Raw genomic sequence first — 17,623 nt, 5'->3', positions numbered from 1 at the left:
CCCCCCCCCCCCCCCCCCCCCCCCCCCCCCCCCCCCCCCCCCCCCCCCCCCCCGGGGTACGGAAATGGCCCGGGACCATCAGGCGGAAATGCCGTCGATCCGGGCCATCGCGTCCTCCGCGCCGAATGCCTCGAGGTAAGGCAGCCAGCGCGGATCCCTATGGCCCGTGCCGATGATGCGCCAGGCCAGCCCGGACGGCGGCGCGGGCTGGTGGCGCAGCCGCCACCCCAGCTCGGCGACGTGCCGGTCGGCCTTGACGTGATTGCAGCGGCGGCAGGCGGCCACCACGTTCTCCCAGGCGTGCTGGCCGCCGCGGCTGCGCGGGACCACGTGATCGACGCTGGTTGCGACGCCACCGCAGTACGCGCAGCGCCCGCCGTCACGGGCGAAGAGGGCACGGCGGGTGAGCGGGACGGGCCCCCGAAAGGGCACGCGCACGAACCGCTTGAGGCGGACGACGCTGGGAGCAGGGATGGTGCAAGTCGCACTGTGCATGTAGGCGCCGGTGTCCTCGAGGCTGACGGCCTTCTCATTGAGGACGAGTATGAGCGCGCGGCGGAGCGGTACGACGCCGAGCGGCTCGTACGACGCGTTGAGGACCAGGACGTGCGGCACGGGTGCCTCCTTGTACGCCGGCGGCGCGTGGCTCGCGCCGGGACGATCTCCTGCAAGTGTCCCCCGGCCCCTGGTCGGAGCGCCACCATGACCGGGTAACGGGTCACGGGTGTTTTGGAACACATCCTGTTCATCCCCCGCTCAAGACCCGTCGCATCTCGAACACAGCAACGGAGGATCACCTCTGCCCCGATAGTGTGGTGAGTCCGCCCGCCCGCACCCCGGGCCGGCGTCCTACACGAAGGGTTCCTGCAGTGTTCTGGTCCGCTGCCCTGGCCGCAGAAGACGCGACGCCCCGTCCTGTCTCTCTCGACGAGGCACAACGGACGGCGAACGACGCCGCCGGCTGGGTCGAGGAGAACTGGTCCGTCTGGCTCAGCAACGGCCTGCGCATCATCCTGATCGTCGTGATCGCGGTGGTGATGCGCTCCCTGATCCGGCGCGCCATCACCAAGCTCATAGCGCGCATGAACCGCACGGCCTCGGCCGTCGACGGCACGGCGCTCGGGGGCCTGCTCGTCAACGCCGAGCGGCGGCGGCAGCGCTCGGAGGCCATCGGCTCCGTGCTGCGCAGCGTCGCCTCGTTCCTGATCATGGGGACGGCCGCGCTGACCGTGCTGTCGGTGCTGAAGATCAATCTGGCCCCGCTGCTGGCGAGCGCCGGCGTGGCGGGCGTCGCCATCGGTTTCGGCGCCCGCAACCTCGTCACCGACTTCCTCTCGGGCGTCTTCATGATCCTGGAGGACCAGTACGGCGTCGGCGACACCATCGACGCCGGGGTCGCCTCCGGCGAGGTGATCGAGGTGGGCCTGCGCGTGACGAAGCTGCGCGGCACGGACGGCGAGATCTGGTACGTGCGCAACGGCGAGGTCAAGCGCATCGGCAACCTGAGCCAGGGCTGGGCCACGGCCGGCGTCGACGTCCAGATCCGCTCGGACGAGGACCTGGACCGGGTCCGCGAGATCATCACCCGCACGGGCGAGGACATGCAGAAGTCCGAGCCGTGGACCGAGCGCCTGTGGGAGCCCGTCGAGGTCCTCGGCCTGAGCGCCGTCTACCTCGACTCGGTGGTCATCCGGGTGTCCGCCAAGACCATGCCGGGCAAGGCGCTCGGCGTCGAGCGCGAGCTGCGCTGGCGCATCAAGCGGGCGCTGGACGCGGAGGGCATCCGCATCGTCGGCCGCCCGCAGGAGGCGAACCTGGAGACCGACGGGGCCGACCCGGCGGCGGCCGTGGCCGCGCCGTCCGCCCTGGCGAACCCGGCGTCCCCGCAGTCCCAGGCCACGACGCCGATACCGCCCGCGCCCGTGGTGCCGGGCGCGACGGGCGCGACCCTGGGCAAGTGACGGCGGGACGACGCCGTACGGGCCCGGCGGCCCTGCCGCCGGGCCGCACGCCCTGCCCGCGGGCCTACCCGCGCTCGACCTTGCCGAGGAAGTCGTCCAGGTTCACGAGCATGCGGGAGATCCTCTCCTCCACGCTCAGCGTCTCCTTGTAGCGCATCGCCATCTGCGGGACCTTCTTGCCACGCACGTAGAGCGAACAGGCCAGGTCCGCGCACATGTACGCGCCGACCGTATTGCCCTCGCGCCCGGCCGGGCCGACCCGCCGGGCGGCGAGCAGGGAGACGCCGGAGCCCGGGTGCGCGGTCAGGCACAGCGAGCACATCGTGGACTTCGCCATGCTCCGCGGCCCGCCCTGCGGCACCCGCAGGGTCACGCCGACCGGCTTCCCCTCGCGCTCGGCGACGACGTAGCCGCGGTCCGGCGCCCCCGGATCCCGCCATCCCAGGAAGTCGAGGTCCTCCCAGGGGAGTTCCGAGAGGTTGCGCGGGAGGGCGATCCGGCGCGCCTCTCCCTTGGAGCAGTTGATGAAGGACGCGCGTATGTCGTTGTCGGCGAGCGGGTGCATGGTCAGGGAAATTAACAGCGTTCGGGCGATTCGTCGCCCGAATTTCGGGGCGGGGCGCCCGGCGGGGGCCGGCGGGGGTGATTGACGCCCGCGCGGTGGGCTCCTAGCCTCTGCAACAGTGGGTAGGAAAGTTTCCTAACAGTTGAGGGGGCGTGATGGCCGGGACCCCGGGGACGCCGCGCGTGCTGCGCGCCATGAACGACCGGGCCGCCCTCGACCTCCTCGTCGCGCACGGCCCCCTCACCCGCACCCGCCTCGGCGAGCTGACCGGACTGTCCAAGCCCACCGCCTCCCAGCTGCTCGCCCGCCTGGAGGCCGCCGGCCTGGTGCGCCGCACCGGCAGCGTCACCGGGCGGCCCGGGCCCAGCGCGCAGCTCTACGAGATCGAGCCGGGCATCGCGCACGTCGCCGCGCTGACCGCCGGCCCCGACGGCGTCACCGCGCTCGTCGCGGACATCGCCGGCACGGTCGTGGGCGAGCACCACGCGCCCGCTGAGCGGGGCGACGACGGGGCGGCGGAGCTCGTCGCCCGGGCCGTCGACGGCGCCCTCGCCGCCGCCGGGCTCGGCCGCGACGCACTGCACCGCACCGTCATCGGCACCCCCGGCGCCCTCGACCCGCGCACCGGCCTCCTGCGCTACGCCCCGCACCTGCCGCACTGGCGCTCCCCCGCCCTGCTCGACGAGCTCGCCGAGGCCCTCGGCACGCCCGTCGTCGTCGAGAACGACGTCAACCTGGCCGCCGTCGCCGAACAGCACGAGGGCGCGGCCCGGGGCTGCGGGAACTACGTCCTGCTGTGGGCGGACGAAGGGGTCGGCGCCGCCGTCGTCCTGGGCGGCACGCTGCTGCGCGGCGCCACCGGCGGCGCCGGCGAGATCGGCTACATGCCGCTGCCGGGCGCGCCGCTCGCGCGCGGCGGGGACGACGCCACGGCGGGCCCGGACGGCGGTGGCGGCTTCCAGATGCTCGTCGCCGCGCCGGCCGTCGTCGAGCTCGCCCGCGCCCACGGCATCGAGGCCCGTACGGCGTCCGAGGCGCTTGCCCGCGCGGCGGCGCGGCCGGGCGCGGGCGACGACGTCCACGCCGAGCTGGGCAGGCGGCTGGCCGTCGGGCTCGCGGCGGTCGTCGCCGTGGTCGACCCCGAACTGGTGGTGCTCTCCGGCGCGGTGTGCCGGGCGGGCGGCGAGCGGCTGCGCGCCATGGTGGAGGCCGAGCTCACCGGGCTGGCCCTGCCCCGGCCGCAGCTGCGGCTGAGCGCGGTGGAGGGCCGCCCGGTCCTGGCGGGGGCGCTGCGGACCGTACTCGCGGCGGCGCGGGAGGCCGTGTTCGACACGGCGTGACCGCTCGCCGCTCCGGCTCGGCAACAGCGAAGGAGTCAAGGTTGAAGCTCGCAGTAGTGGGTGGCGGATCCACCTACACCCCCGAACTCGTCGACGGTTTCGCCCGGTTGCACGCCACGCTGCCGGTGACGGAGCTCGTCCTGATCGACCCGGACGCCGAGCGGCTGGAGCTGCTGGGCCCGCTGGCGCGGCGGATCCTCGCCCGGCAGGGCCACCCCGGCCGCGTCACCTGGACCGCGGACCTTGACGCGGGTCTGGAGGGCGCGGACGCCGTGCTGCTCCAGTTGCGCGTGGGCGGCCAGGCGGCCCGCCGGCAGGACGAGACGTGGCCGCTGGAGTGCGGCTGCGTCGGCCAGGAGACCACCGGGGCGGGCGGGCTCGCCAAGGCGCTGCGTACGGTCCCGGTGGTGCTGGACATCGCCGAGCGCGTGCGGCGGCGCAGCCCGGGCGCCTGGATCGTGGACTTCACCAATCCGGTGGGCATCGTGACGCGGGCGCTGCTGGCGGCCGGGCACCGGGCGGTGGGCCTGTGCAACGTGGCCATCGGCTTCCAGCGGAAGTTCGCCGGGCTGCTGGGGGTCGCCCCGGAGGAGGTGGCGCTGGAGCACGTGGGCCTCAACCACCTCACCTGGGAGCGGTCGGTGACCGTCGGCGTCGAGGACGTCCTGCCGCGGCTGATCGCCGAGCACGGCGACGCCGTCGCGGCCGATCTGCGCATGCCGCGCTCGGTGCTGGAGCGCCTCGGCGTCGTCCCCTCCTACTACCTGCGCTACTTCTACGGGCACGACGAGGTCGTGCGGGAGCTGCGCACCAAGCCCTCGCGGGCGGCCGAGGTGGCGGCGATGGAGCGGGAGTTGCTGACGATGTACGCCGATCCCGCGCTCGACGAGAAGCCCGCGCTGCTGGCGAAGCGCGGTGGCGCGTTCTATTCGGAGGCGGCGGTCGCCCTGACCGCGTCGCTGCTGCGGGACACCGGGGACGTCCAGGTCGTCAACACCCTCAACAACGGCACCCTGCCCTTCCTGCCCGACGACGCGGTGATCGAGGTGCCCGCGGCGGTGGACGCCAGGGGCGCCCGCCCCTTGCCCGTACGCCCGCTGGAGCCGCTGTACGCCGGGCTGGTCGCGAACGTCACGGCGTACGAGCACCTGGCGCTGGAGGCGGCGCTCGAAGGGGGCCGGGACCGGGTCTTCCGGGCGCTCCTCGCGCACCCGCTGATCGGGCAGGTCGACCACGCCGACCGGTTGACCGACGCCCTCCTCGCGCACAACCGGAAGCACCTCGCGTGGGCGTGAGCGGCGCGCTGCTCGCCGTGGACGCGGGCAACAGCAAGACCGACGTGGTGCTGGCGGGCCCGGACGGCCGCGTGCTCGGGGCGGCGCGCGGCGGGGGGTTCCAGCCGGTGCGGGAAGGCGTGCGGCAGGCGGTGGACGGTCTCGCGGCGCTCGTGGAGCGGGCCGTCGCCGCCGCGGGCCCGGCCGCACCGCCGTACGCGGCGCACGTCAGCGCGTGCCTGGCCAACTGCGACCTGCCGGTGGAGGAGGAGCGGCTGACCGCGGAGATCGCCGCCCGCGGCTGGGGGCGTACGGTCGCCGTCGCCAACGACACCTTCGCGCTGCTGCGGGCGGGCCTGCCCGACGGGGGCGAGCCGGTGGGCGTGGCGGTGGTGTGCGGGGCGGGCACCAACTGCGCGGGGCTCGGGCCGGGCGGCCGCACCGCGCGCTTCCCCGCGATCGGGCGGCTCTCCGGCGACTGGGGCGGCGGCGCGTGTCTGGCGGAGGAGGCCCTCTGGGCGGCGGCCCGGGCCGCCGACGGCCGCGGCGCGCCGACCGCGCTGGCCCGGGCGCTGCCCGCGCACTTCGGGCTGGACGGCATGCCCGCGCTCATCGAGGCGCTGCACCTGGGCCGGGTGGCGGCGGAGCGGCGGTACGAGCTCGTACCGGTGCTGTTCGCGGTGGCGGCCGGGGGCGATCCGGTCGCCCGCGCCCTCGTGACCCGGCAGGCCGAGGAGATCGTCGTCATGGCCGCGGTCGCCCTGGAGCGGCTGGGGCTGCTGGGGGCCGAGGTGCCGGTGGTGCTGGGCGGCGGGGTGCTCGCGGCCCGGCACCCGCTGCTGCACGAGCAGGTGGTGGCGCTGCTGGCCGGGCGGGCGCCGCTGGCGGTGCCGGTGGTGGTCACGGCGCCGCCGGTGCTGGGTGCGGCGCTGCTGGCGCTGGACCGCGCGGGAGTTCCGGCGGCGGCTCACGCCCGGCTGCGGGCGCACTACGCGGGAAGGTAGGGCGGGCGGAGTCCGTTTGGCTCCTGTTTCCGGTGGGGCGACCGGTATCGCGGAATCTGTCATTCCCTGGCCGGAATCCGCGATACCGCCGCCTTCTTCACGTCATGTTCACATCGTGAGAGGCATCACCGCAGCCCACCCGCGACCGGAAGATCTTTCGCAGGGACCCCCGTGGCGGCCAAAGTTTCCTGACTTGGCGTCAACAAAGCCATGAGTCAGTAATTTCTCCCACGGCATTCGTTGACCATTCATTTACCTAATGTCCCAAAATCGGCCAACCGTTTTCTGACCCCTCCCCGGTCATGCGAGGCTCCGCCCGCACGGATTGATCACGAAATACAACAAGCAACCGCCATCAAAAGGGATTTACGGCTGCATTCGTGACAACTTCCGCTACTGATCGTCCATTCCGCGCCTTGTCGGCGCGCAATACGAGGGGGAACGACCCATGTCGTCCAACGTCAGCCGACGCGTCGTGCTCAGAGGAACCGCCGCTGCCGCCGCCGGTGTGGCGCTGCTCGCCACCGGCGCTCAGGCAGCCGACCACGCCGGGCACACCACCACCGAGGACCACACCGGTCACGGCGGCCACGGCACCGGCCTCGCTGCGTTCGACGAGGTCTACAAGGGCCGCCGCATCGTGGGCAAGCCGGTGACGGAGGGCCACCACGCCGCCCACGGCGGCTTCGCCGTCACGATCGACGGCCGGGACCTGCACATCATGCGCAACGGTGACGGCACCTGGATCAGCGTCATCAACCACTACGAGGTCTTCGCCGAGCCGCTGTCGCTCACCCGCGCCGCCGTCGACAAGCTCCGGGGCGCCCAGCTCGTCCCGATCGCGATGTAACCGGCCACTGCCGCACCCCACCGACCCACACTTCCCACTCACGAGGACACGAACCCCATGGCAGTGCGCAAGAACCAGGCGAACCTGACCGCCACCGAGAAGCGCAACTTCGTCAACGCCGTGCTCGAGCTCAAGCGCAAGGGCGGCTACGACAGCTTCGTGCAGACGCACGACCAGTTCATCATGAGCGACCGCGACGACAGCGACCGCGTCGGCCACCGCTCCCCCTCCTTCCTGCCCTGGCACCGCCGCTTCCTGATCCAGTTCGAGCAGGAGCTGCAGAAGATCGACTCCTCGGTCACGCTCCCCTACTGGGACTGGACCGTGGACCGCACGGTCAACGCCTCGATCTTCGGCGCCGACTTCATGGGCGGCAACGGCCGCAGCCGTGACGCGCAGGTCATGACCGGCCCCTTCGCCTACTCCGGGGGCAAGTGGCCCATCACCGTCGGCGCCGACGACCGGCCCTTCCTGCAGCGCGAGATGGGCGCCTCGGGCGCGCTGCCCACGCGGGCCCAGGTCGACGCGGTCCTCGCCATGCCCGTCTACGACACGGCGCCGTGGAACAGCCTCTCCGAGGGCGGCTTCCGCAACTACCTCGAGGGCTGGCGCGGCGCGGGCCGCGTGCACAACAACGTCCACGTGTGGATGGGCGGCCACATGTCCAGCGGCGTCTCCCCCAACGACCCGGTCTTCTGGCTGCACCACTGCTTCATCGACAAGCTGTGGTCCGACTGGCAGCGCATGCACCCGGCCTCGGGCTACCTGCCGGCCGCCGGCACCGCCAACGTCGTGGACCTCAACGACACCATGCGTCCGTGGAACAACGTCACCCCGGCGCAGATGCTCGACCACAGCTCGTACTACACGTACGCGTAAGGCACGGCACGCGACGGGCGCACGCGCCGGCCGGCCCGGTGCGGGGAACCGCGCCGGGCCGGCGCGGCGTGATGGGGAACGAGGGCCGGCACGGGCCCCGGTGGAGATCGCGATCCGAACAAGATCGCGCCGACCCCGGTGTTTTTGTCAGTCCTTGCGGCCATACTGCTGGCCGGGCACCTGTTCCCGCCGCGCCGGGCAACGGGCCGCCCTCAGCGACCGAGGGGGAGGTCACGTGTCACAGCCGCAGCCGGCCGGCGGGCCGCGAGGAGCGCCCGGCCGCAGCGCCTCCGGCCCGGCCTGGCGCGAGGCCCTCGACCGCGCGCGGGCCGCGGCGACCACCGAGCCCGGCAGACTGCGGGTCATCGGCGCCGTGCTGGCCGTGGCCCTCGTCGCCTTCGGTGCCGTCACCGCCTGGCAGGTCACCTCCAGATCGGCCGCGGCCGACTCCGTCGTCCGCACCAGCCAGCCGCTCAGCGCCGACGCCGCCGACATCTACCGCTCCCTCGCCGACGCCGACACCACCGCGGCGAGCGGCTTCCTCGCAGGCGGCCAGGAGCCGCGCGCGGTCCGGCAGCGCTACGAGAAGGACATCGCCCTCGCCTCCCGGCTGCTGGTCAAGGCCGCCGCCAACGCCGAGGGTTCGGCCACCGCCCGCGCCCGCATCGCCACCCTCAACGAGGGACTCCCCCGCTACACCGGCCTCGTGGAGGCCGCGCGCGCCAACAACCGCCAGGGCCTGCCGCTCGGCGGCGCCTACCTGCGCTACGCGGGCGACCGGATGCGCGAGGAGCTGCTGCCCGCCGCCCGCGGCCTGTACGAGGCCGAGACGGGCCGCCTCGGCTCCGACTACGACGACGCGAAGTCCTGGCCCTGGGCCGCCCTGGCTCTCGGCGCCGCCGCCCTCGCCGCCCTCGCCTGGGCGCAGCGGCGCAACTACCTCCGGACGAACCGGGTCTTCAACCACGGTCTGCTCGGTGCCACCGCCGCCGCCGTCGTCGTCCTGCTGTGGCTGGTCGTCGGCCACGCCGTCGCCCGCTCGGACCTGGAGGACTCCTCCGCCCACGGCGCCCGCTCCCTGCAGGCGCTCAACGAGGCCCGCATCGGCTCGCTCCAGGCCCGCGGCGACGAGAACCTCGCCATGGTCGCCCGGGGCGCCGTCCTCGGGAAGAACGGCGACGACGCCTACGAGACCGGCTACCGCGACGGCATGGGCCGGCTCGTCGGCGGCAGCCAGGGCCCGGCCCGCGCGGGCTCCCTGCTGGAGCGCGCCCTCGGCCTCGCCGACGACACCGAGGGGCGCGAGCCGGTCGAGGCCGCCGTCAAGGACGTCCGCGAGTGGCAGCAGCGCCACGGCCGGGCCCGGGCGCTCGCCGACGACCGCGGCGACTACGACGACGCGCTGCGCAAGGTGATCGGCGCCAAGGACAGCACCGGTGAGTCCTTCGACCGGGTGGACACCGCACTGCAGCGCGCGCTCACCCACGAGCAGGCCGAGTTCCGGCAGGCGGCCGACGACGGGCGCGGCGCGTTCTCCGGTCTCGCCGCCGGAGCGGCCGTGCTGGCCGTCCTGGGCGCCGCGGGCGCCGTCCTCGGCGTGGGCCGCAGGCTGTCGGAGTACCGGTGAGACGGGTACAGAAGCACGGGCAGGCCGAGCAGGACGAGGAAGGCGAGAAGGACGAGGGGGAGGCGGTGCGCGTGGCAGGAGCCCGGACGTCCCGGAGGCGGAGGCGGCTGCGGATGCGGGCCGGCCCCGCGGCGGTGGCGGCCGCCGTGATCGCCCTGGCCGCGGCGGCCGCGGCCGTGCTGCCCACGGGCGACGCACCCGCGCGGGACCCCCTGCGGGCGGCCGCGCCCGCGGCGCCCGCCCCCGGTGCGGCGGCGCCCGCGCCGTGCACCGACCCCGAGGCGAGCCTGCGGCCCGCGGGCGGAGCCGACGGCCCGGCGGTGCAGCGCATCAAGGCCCGCGGCCGGCTGATCGCGGGCGTCGACCAGAACAGCTACCGCTGGGGCTACCGCAACCCCGCCGACGGCGAGCTCAGCGGCTTCGACATCGACCTCGTCCGGGCCCTCGCCAAGGACATCCTCGGCGACCCCGGCAAGGTCACCTATCTCGCGATCCCCACGAGCCGGCGCATATCCGCCCTGCAGACGGGCAAGGTGGACATCGTCGCCCGCACGATGACCATCACGTGCGACCGGGTCAGGCAAGTGGCGTTCTCCACCGCCTACTTCGAGTCCGGTCAGCAGGTGATGGTCCCCAAGGGGTCACCGGTGACCGCGTTCGACGATTCGCTGAGGGGGAAGAAGGTCTGTACGGCGGAGGGCTCCACGGCCGAGATCAAAGTGCGGGAAGAGCCGCACGGCTCCTCCCTGCTGACGGTCCCCAACCAGCTCGACTGCCTGGTGCGGCTCCAGCTGGGCGAGGTCGACGCCGTGGTCAACGACAGGGCCCTGGCGGCCGGGCAGGCGGCGCAGGACCCCTCCGTGCAGCTCGTCGGAAAGCCGTTCACCACCGAACCGTACGGCGTGGCGATGAACCTCGCGGACACGGACCTGGTACGCCGGGTCAACAAGGTGCTGGAGGACTACCGCGGCGGCGGCGCCGCGAGCCTTTGGATGAAGGCGTACGACAAGTGGCTCGCCGCCGACCTGAAGGGCATCACCGCCCCGCCGGCGCCCAAGTACCGGGACTGACGGCGGGCCGGGGAGCACGGCCGTAACGGACACGCCCGCGGCGCGCGCCGCGGACAGGAGAGAGGGGATCGATGGCGGTCGCGGAGCCCACCGGGCCGGCCTTGACCCGCGAGGAGGTGGACCGTGCGCTGGCCAGGCTCGGCGCGGAGCACGAGGCCGTCGAATCCTCGCTGCTCGCCCTCCAGGACCACGCGGGGCGGCGCCTGCTGGAAGGGGCGGACCTCACCGGCGAGAGCAAGAGCCGGTGGGCGGCCGCCGAGGCCCTCATCGGGCAGCTGTGGGCGTACTTCGACGCCTACACCGCTGCTCTGACCGCCGCCCGCGAGCTGCGCTCCCGCCGCCGCTGGCCCACCCAGGGCGAGCTGTCCGAGCTCACCGAACTGCTGCGCGGCTCCGGGATCACCCTGCCCGGCCACGGCACGTCCGCGCTCGGCACGGCGCTCCTCCCGGCGGGCGCGGCGGGCACCGCGGGCGGGCCCGTGCGGCTCAGCGAGCAGCTGAGCCTGCAGGAGCTGCTCGACCGGATGAACGGCTGGTACGCCCAGGCCCTCGACGTCGTCGTGATCGCCGACGCCGTGTGGTCCGCGCTGCCGGCCCGCATCGACATGCTCGCCGCCGAGCTCGGGCGCACCCGCTCCCTCGCCCACTCGGTGGGCGTCCGTCCCGGCGAGCACCCCTCCGGCGACGACCTGGAGCAGATCACCCGGGAACTGGCCGCGCTGCGGGAGGAAGTGATATCGGATCCGGTCGCCTTCTGGGCGGGCTCCTCGCCCAGCTCGGCGCCGGGCGGCGGCCGCCCGGACACCACCCGCTACGACCGCGCGGCGCGGGCCCTGGAGGACGTCCGCCGGGAGGTCGAGGCCGTGCTGGACGTCCGGCAGGACGCCGAGCGGCGGCTGATGCGCGTACGCGACGTCCTCTCGCGCGCGGACCGGACGCTGCAGGAGGCCCGGCAGGCGCGCGTCGAGGTCCTGTCGAAGATCGCCGCGTCCGTGGTGCCGGCCGTCTCGGGCCCGCCGACGGCCCTCTACGAGCAGCTGGCGGCCGCCGCCGAGCACCGCAGGCACGCCCGCTGGCACCGGCTCTCACCGCTCCTGGAGGGGCTGGAGGAGCGCTCGGAGGAGGAGCTGCTGCGCGCCCGCGAGTCGCTGACGGCGGTGACGGCCCCGCTGGCCGTCCGCGCCGAGCTGCGCGGCCGCCTGGACGCCTACAAGGCGAAGACCGCGCGGCACGGCCTCGCGGAGGACTCCCTGCTCACCGAGCGGTACGACGCGGCGCGGCGCATGCTGTGGAGCGCGCCGTGCGATCTGGTGGCCGCCGAGGCGGCGGTGCTGCGCTATCAGCAGGCGCTGGCCGAGGCGCTGTCGGCGCCGCCGGGCGCCGGGGAACAGCCCGCGGGGTGGAGGGGGGAAGCATGAGCGAGGCGTGTCAGCGGCCGGGGTGCGCCGGTTCGTACGAGGACGTGGGCGGCGGCGAGCTGTACTGCGACACGTGCGGGCTGGCACCGGTCGTGTCACCGAACGGGATGGTCTCCTCCCCCGCCACGGGGGTGGCGGCAGGCGCGCCGGGCGGCGGCCCGGGGGGTGCGAGAGCGGGGTCCGAGGGCTCGCCGGGCGCGGAGGGACCGTCGTCCGGGTCCGCTTCGGGGCGTTCGTCGTCGCGTTCCTCGCGTTCGTCGTCGCGTTCCTCGTCCTCGCGGCGGTCGGTGTCGGGGCGGCTGTCGCGCTCGCTGCCGGGGGCCGGGAGCGCGGGCACGCGGTCGGTGTCGGTGCGCAGCGCGGGTACGGGGCCGTCGTCGTCGGGGCGCGGCAGGCTGGGCGCGGGCCTGGTCAAGGTGCCGGAGGTGCCGCGTCCGGATCCCCGGGCGGCGGTGCTGGAGAATCCGGAGGTGCCCGAGCGCAAGCGGTTCTGCAGCCGCAGCGACTGCGGCGCGCCGGTGGGCCGGGCGCGCGGGGACCGGCCGGGCCGCACGGAGGGCTTCTGCACCAAGTGCGGCCACCCGTACTCCTTCGTGCCCAAGCTCCGCGCCGGCGACGTGGTGCACGGGCAGTACGAGGTGGCGGGCTGCCTGGCGCACGGCGGGCTCGGCTGGATCTACCTGGCCGTCGACCGGGCCGTGTCGGACCGCTGGGTCGTGCTCAAGGGCCTGCTGGACACCGGCGACGAGGACGCCCTGGCGGTGGCGGTCTCCGAGCGGCGTTTCCTCGCCGAGATCGAGCACTCCAACATCGTCCGCATCTACAACTTCGTGGAGCACCTCGACCAGCGCACCGGCAGCCTCGACGGCTACATCGTCATGGAGTACGTGGGCGGAAAGTCGCTGAAGGAGATCGCCAACGAGCGGCGGACCCCGGACGGCCGGCGCGATCCGCTGCCGGTGGAGCAGGCGTGCGCGTACGGCATCGAGGCGCTGGAGGCGCTCGGCCACCTGCACAGCCGCCACCTGCTGTACTGCGACTTCAAGGTCGACAACGCCATCCAGCAGCAGGACCAGCTCAAGCTGATCGACATGGGCGCGGTCCGGCGGATGGACGACGAGGACGGCGCGATCTACGGCACGGTGGGCTATCAGGCCCCCGAGGTCGCCGAAGTGGGCCCGTCGGTCGCCTCCGACCTCTACACGGTGGCCCGCACGCTGGCCGTGCTCACCTTCGACTTCCAGGGCTACACGAACGTCTTCCGCGACCGCCTGCCCGACCCGGACCACATCGAGGTCTTCTCCCGCTACGAGTCCTTCTACCGGCTGCTCGTGCGGGCCACGGACCCCGACCCGGCGCGGCGGTTCGCCTCCGCCGAGGAGATGGCCGACCAGCTGACGGGGGTGCTGCGGGAGGTCGTCGCGCTGCAGACGGGCCGGCCGCGGCCGGCGCTGTCCACGCTGTTCGGCCCGGAGCTGCGGGTGGTGGACACCCGCCTGTTCGAGGAGGCCGACGGAGAGGTCTCGGTGCTGGGCGGCCGCGCGGCGCCGGGCCGCCGGGCGCTGCCGCGCGCACCGGCGGGCGCGCCGCCGGGCGAGGCCCCCGTCGCGGCGCTCGACGCCCGGGCCGCGGCGCTGGCCCTGCCGGTGCCGCTCGTCGCCCCCGGGGACCCCAACGCCGGCTTCCTGGCGGGTCTGCTCGCCTCGCAGCCCGCCGAGGTGTACGCCGCGCTGCAGGGCGCGCCCGCCGAGTCGACGGAGCTGCGGCTGCGCAGGATCCGGGCCCAGCTGGAACTGGGCGAGGAGGTGCAGGCGTCCCATGCTCTGGAGAGCCTCGAAGCCGCCCACCCGGGCGACTGGCGGATCGTCTGGTACCGCGGGCTCCACGCACTGGTCTGCGGTGACAAGGAGACGGCTGCGCTGTCCTTCGACGCGGTCTACGACGCCTTCCCGGGCGAGCCCGCCCCGAAGCTGGCGCTGGGCGTGTGCGCGGAGGTCCTCGGGCAGCTGGACAACGCCGCCGAGTACTACCGGCTGGTGTGGGTGACCGACCCGAGCTTCGTCAGCGCCGCGTTCGGGCTGGCGCGGGTGCGGCTGGCCGGCGGGGACCGCCGGGGCGCCGTGCGCGCGCTGGAGTCCGTGCCGGAGGCGTCCATCCACTACACCGCGGCGCGGGTCGCGGCGGTGCGGGCCCGGCTGCGGCGGCGCTCGCCGCAGGAGCCGCTGCTGGACGACCTGGTGGCCGCCGCGGGCCAGGTGGAGCGGCTGGCGGACTTCGGGCTGGACGCCGTGCGCCGCGAGCGGCTCTCCACGGAGGTGCTGGGCAGCGCGCTGGACTGGGTGCTGTCCGGCTCCCCCGGCCCGGGCGGCGGGCCGCAGGGCGCCCGCCCGGGCGCCCTGCTGGGCCGCGGCCTGGACGAGCGCGAGCTGCGCTTCGGGCTGGAGCGCAGCTATCGCGTGCTCGCCCGGCTGGCCCAGCGCGGCGAGGAACGGATCGAACTGGTGGAGCGGGCAAACCGTTTCCGCCCCAGGACATGGGTGTGATCGATGTCGCAAGTGCCGCGCCCCTCTCAACTGACGGCGTGCCCCGCCTGCCGGGAACCACTGGACCCGGCCGACAACTTCTGCGGCGGCTGCGGCGCCGACCTGTCGGCGGTGCCTGCGGTCCGCCCCGACGACGGGCCGGGCGACTACCGGCTCGCGCTGCCCGAGCCCGGCGCCCGTGCGGCCGTACGGGCTCCCCTCTTGCCTCCCGCGCCCTCGGGCGACGGCCCGCCCCAGCCCGCGCGGCCGCCGGGGAGCGACGCCTCGGCGGGCCCCGGCGCGCCCGACCCCCGCACCGGCGCCGTACTGGGGGTCCCCGCGCAGGCGGCGCACGAGCCCTCCGGGGCGCCGGCCCAGGAGGGTGTCACCCACCCGGGTCCGGAGGGCACCGGGCGGGTCTGCGGGTCGTGCCGATCCGGCATGATCGACAAGGACGGGTACTGCGAACACTGCGGGCATGCACAGCCGCGCGAACGGGATCACATGGAGCACCAGTTGCCAGGCGTCGCAGCGGTCAGCGACCGCGGACTGCGCCACCACCGGAACGAGGACGCGTACGCCGTGTCCGCCATCGCCCTGGCCGACGGGGCCCCGGCCACCGTCGCCGTCGTCAGTGACGGCGTGTCGTCCGCGACCCGGCCCGACGAGGCGTCGGCCGCGGCGTGCGCGGCGGCGCGGGAGGTGCTGGTCGCGGCCCTGCCGGAGGGCGGGGATCCGCGGCAGGCCACCCATGACGCGATCATGCGGGCGGCCGAGGCGGTCACGTCGCTGGCCGCGCCCGCGCGCGGGCCGCTGCAGCACGATCCGCACCGCCACGAGAACGCCCCCGCGTGCACGATCGTCACGGCGGTGGTCACGGGCGACCTGCTCACCGTCGGCTGGGTCGGCGACAGCCGGGCCTACTGGGTGCCGGAGGACCGGTCCACCCAGCCCGCCCGGCTCACCGAGGACGACTCCTGGGCCGCGCAGATGGTCGCCGCGGGCCTGCTGACGGAGGCCGAGGCGTACGCCGACGAGCGGGCCCACGCCATCACCGGCTGGCTGGGCGCGGACGCCTACGAGGTCGAGCCGCACACCGCGTCCTTCCACCCCGACCGCAAGGGCGTGGTCATCGTCTGCACGGACGGGCTGTGGAACTACGCCGAGTCGGCCGAGCTGATGGCCGAGGTCACCCCGCCGGACGCCAGGACGCGGCCGCTGGAGTGCGCCCGGCAACTGCTGGCCCACGCCCTGGACGGAGGGGGCCACGACAACGTAACAGTGGCCGTACTGCCGTTCCCGCTGTCGCCCGAGGGGGCAGGATCGGCCTGAGACCAGGGCTCCCCCGGCTGCCGCCGGAGGTGCCCGCAGGGGGGATGCGCGACGGTGGCCGGTACGGTGCCGCGCGCCGGTCCGCCCGGGTGTCCATGGCACGGACGGAGTACCGAGGAGCGGATCAGATGGCCAATTTCTCCAAGCCGAGCGAGCACCGGTTCGCGGTCGACGTGTACCAGAACGCCCACCTGCCGGAGGGCGGGCGCGAGGTCAACGCGATCGTCACGGTCACCGCCACGGGCGGAGGGACCATGGCGGAGACGCCGCTCGCCTCCCGCGCTCCCCTGGTGCCCCGTCAGTCCCCCTCGTCATACGGGCAGCGGGCCGCCGGATCCGATGCGGCCGTGGTCGTCATGGTCGACTGCTCCGGCTCGATGGACTACCCGCCGACCAAGATGCGCGGCGCCCGCGCCGCCACGGCCGCCGCCATCGACACCCTGCGCGACGGCGTGGCCTTCGCCGTCGTGGCCGGGACCCACCAGGCGAAGGAGGCCTACCCCGGCGGCGGGCGGCTGGCGGTGGCGGACGCGACCACCCGGCAGCAGGCCAAGGACGCGCTGCGCAAGCTCACTCCGGGCGGCGGCACCGCCATCGGCACCTGGCTGCGCCTGGCCGACCGGCTGCTGGAGTCGTCCGAGGCGCCGATACGGCACGGCATCCTCCTCACCGACGGCCGCAACGAACACGAGGAGCCCGACGCCCTGCGCGCCTCGCTGGAGGCGTGCGCGGGCCGGTTCACCTGTGACGCGCGCGGGGTGGGCACCGACTGGGAGGTCAAGGAGGTCACCGGCATCGCCTCGGCGCTGCTGGGCACGGCCGACATCGTCGCCGACCCGGCCGGGCTGTCCGCCGACTTCACGCGGATGATGGAGAACGCCATGGGCAAGGAGGTCGCGGACGTGGCCCTGCGCCTGTGGACCCCGCAGGGCGCCGAGGTGCAGTTCCTCAAGCAGGTCGCGCCCTCCCTTCAGACGCTGACCGAGCGGCGCGTGGACGCCGGGCCGCGCATCGGCGACTACCCCACCGGCTCCTGGGGCGACGAGTCGCGCGACTACCACCTGTGCGTGCGGGTGCCCGCGGCGGCGGTGGGCGAGGAGATGCTCGCCGCCCGCGTCTCGCTGGTGCTGCCCGGCCCCGCCGGCGCCTCCCCGCAGGTCCTGGCGCAGGGGCTCGTCCGGGCGGTCTGGACGGACGACCTCGCCGCGTCCACCTCCCTCAACCCCCAGGTCGCCCACTACACCGGCCAGGCCGAGCTGGCCCGGGTCATCCAGCAGGGCCTGGACCTGCGCCGCTCCGGCGACATCGACGGGGCGACGGCCAAGCTCGGCCGCGCCGTCCAGCTGGCGAACCGCTCCGGCAACGAGGACACCGCCAAACTCCTCGCCAAGGTGGTGGACGTGGTGGACGCCGCGACGGGTACTGTGCGGCTGAAGGCGAAGGTCACGGCGGAGGCGCAGATGACCCTCGAAACGCGCTCGACGAAAACCGTACGGGTGAAGAAGTAGCGCCGGGAGGCGTGGCGGCCGCTCAGTGTGCCGCGGCGCGGACCGTCCGCACCGACCCTGGGAAGCACCCGCCGGCAGGGCACCGCCCCGCCGGCCACGACCGCAACGAACGGCACACGAGGGGGATCAACCGACATGCCGACCTGCCCGAACGGCCACCAGTCGACGGCCGAGGACTGGTGCGAGGTGTGCGGCCACCGCATGTCCGGGACGCCCGGCCGGCCCGGCACCGCCGGAGCCACGGGCGCCGCCCCGCCGCCTCCCCCCGCGCCG

General features: G+C 74.6%; 14 protein-coding genes and 1 pseudogene. 13 read left to right on the top strand and 2 right to left on the bottom strand.

Features of this window, described 5'->3' with window-relative positions:
* Nucleotides 1-78: 78 nt before the first annotated feature.
* On the bottom strand, nt 79-615 hold the full coding sequence (locus tag ACSNOG_RS26395) for an HNH endonuclease (protein WP_030366446.1): 537 nt from the start codon (nt 613-615) through the stop codon (nt 79-81).
* 254 nt (nt 616-869) lie between these two features.
* Between ACSNOG_RS26395 and ACSNOG_RS26390 the strand changes: the two genes are divergently transcribed.
* Nucleotides 870-1,961, top strand: a complete 1,092-nt coding sequence (locus tag ACSNOG_RS26390; RefSeq protein ID WP_436755201.1) for a mechanosensitive ion channel family protein — start codon at nt 870-872, stop codon at nt 1,959-1,961.
* Nucleotides 1,962-2,025: 64 nt separating this feature from the next.
* On the opposite strand, the gene ACSNOG_RS26385 is transcribed toward ACSNOG_RS26390, so the two are convergent.
* Complete coding sequence (locus tag ACSNOG_RS26385; protein ID WP_436755200.1) at nt 2,026-2,526, bottom strand: FBP domain-containing protein; 501 nt, start codon at nt 2,524-2,526, stop codon at nt 2,026-2,028.
* A gap of 155 nt (nt 2,527-2,681) precedes the next feature.
* Between ACSNOG_RS26385 and ACSNOG_RS26380 the strand changes: the two genes are divergently transcribed.
* The 12 genes and pseudogenes from ACSNOG_RS26380 to ACSNOG_RS26325 form a co-directional block, all read left to right on the top strand.
* On the top strand, nt 2,682-3,866 hold the full coding sequence (locus ACSNOG_RS26380) for an ROK family transcriptional regulator (protein WP_436755199.1): 1,185 nt from the start codon (nt 2,682-2,684) through the stop codon (nt 3,864-3,866).
* Nucleotides 3,867-3,907: 41 nt separating this feature from the next.
* Complete coding sequence (locus ACSNOG_RS26375; protein WP_436755198.1) at nt 3,908-5,161, top strand: 6-phospho-beta-glucosidase; 1,254 nt, start codon at nt 3,908-3,910, stop codon at nt 5,159-5,161.
* The gene (locus ACSNOG_RS26370; RefSeq protein WP_436755197.1) at nt 5,152-6,144 is read left to right on the top strand and encodes an N-acetylglucosamine kinase; all 993 of its coding nucleotides are present in this window, start codon (nt 5,152-5,154) and stop codon (nt 6,142-6,144) included. The genes ACSNOG_RS26375 and ACSNOG_RS26370 overlap by 10 nt, the downstream gene beginning before the upstream one ends.
* Before the next feature lie 448 nt (nt 6,145-6,592).
* Nucleotides 6,593-6,994 carry an apotyrosinase chaperone MelC1 gene (gene melC1, locus ACSNOG_RS26365; protein WP_436755196.1) on the top strand — a complete coding sequence of 134 codons (402 nt, stop codon included), beginning with the start codon at nt 6,593-6,595 and terminating at the stop codon, nt 6,992-6,994.
* 57 nt (nt 6,995-7,051) lie between these two features.
* Complete coding sequence (gene melC2 / locus ACSNOG_RS26360) at nt 7,052-7,873, top strand: tyrosinase MelC2 (RefSeq protein ID WP_436755195.1); 822 nt, start codon at nt 7,052-7,054, stop codon at nt 7,871-7,873.
* Nucleotides 7,874-8,108: 235 nt separating this feature from the next.
* Nucleotides 8,109-9,500, top strand: coding sequence for a hypothetical protein (locus ACSNOG_RS26355; RefSeq protein ID WP_436755194.1), 1,392 nt, complete (start codon nt 8,109-8,111; stop codon nt 9,498-9,500).
* Nucleotides 9,501-9,613: 113 nt separating this feature from the next.
* Nucleotides 9,614-10,570, top strand: a complete 957-nt coding sequence (locus ACSNOG_RS26350) for a glutamate ABC transporter substrate-binding protein (protein ID WP_436755202.1) — start codon at nt 9,614-9,616, stop codon at nt 10,568-10,570.
* Between the two features lie 71 nt (nt 10,571-10,641).
* Nucleotides 10,642-11,988 carry a hypothetical protein gene (locus ACSNOG_RS26345; protein ID WP_436755193.1) on the top strand — a complete coding sequence of 449 codons (1,347 nt, stop codon included), beginning with the start codon at nt 10,642-10,644 and terminating at the stop codon, nt 11,986-11,988.
* Nucleotides 11,985-14,531 (top strand): tetratricopeptide repeat protein, encoded by a 2,547-nt coding sequence (locus tag ACSNOG_RS26340; protein ID WP_436755192.1) that lies wholly within the window; start codon nt 11,985-11,987, stop codon nt 14,529-14,531. The genes ACSNOG_RS26345 and ACSNOG_RS26340 overlap by 4 nt, the downstream gene beginning before the upstream one ends.
* A 3-nt stretch (nt 14,532-14,534) precedes the next feature.
* Nucleotides 14,535-15,842, top strand: coding sequence for a protein phosphatase 2C domain-containing protein (locus ACSNOG_RS26335; protein WP_436755191.1), 1,308 nt, complete (start codon nt 14,535-14,537; stop codon nt 15,840-15,842).
* A 128-nt stretch (nt 15,843-15,970) separates the two neighbouring features.
* Nucleotides 15,971-17,350 carry a VWA domain-containing protein gene (locus tag ACSNOG_RS26330; RefSeq protein WP_436755190.1) on the top strand — a complete coding sequence of 460 codons (1,380 nt, stop codon included), beginning with the start codon at nt 15,971-15,973 and terminating at the stop codon, nt 17,348-17,350.
* 135 nt (nt 17,351-17,485) lie between these two features.
* Nucleotides 17,486-17,623: pseudogene (locus ACSNOG_RS26325) on the top strand (FHA domain-containing protein); the annotation flags it as partial.

The sequence above is a fragment of the Streptomyces sp. URMC 124 genome (assembly GCF_051386455.1).
GTDB lineage: Bacteria > Actinomycetota > Actinomycetes > Streptomycetales > Streptomycetaceae > Streptomyces.
The sequence above is the reverse complement of the archived record's forward strand: the minus strand, read 5'-3'. Positions and strand labels throughout refer to the sequence as shown.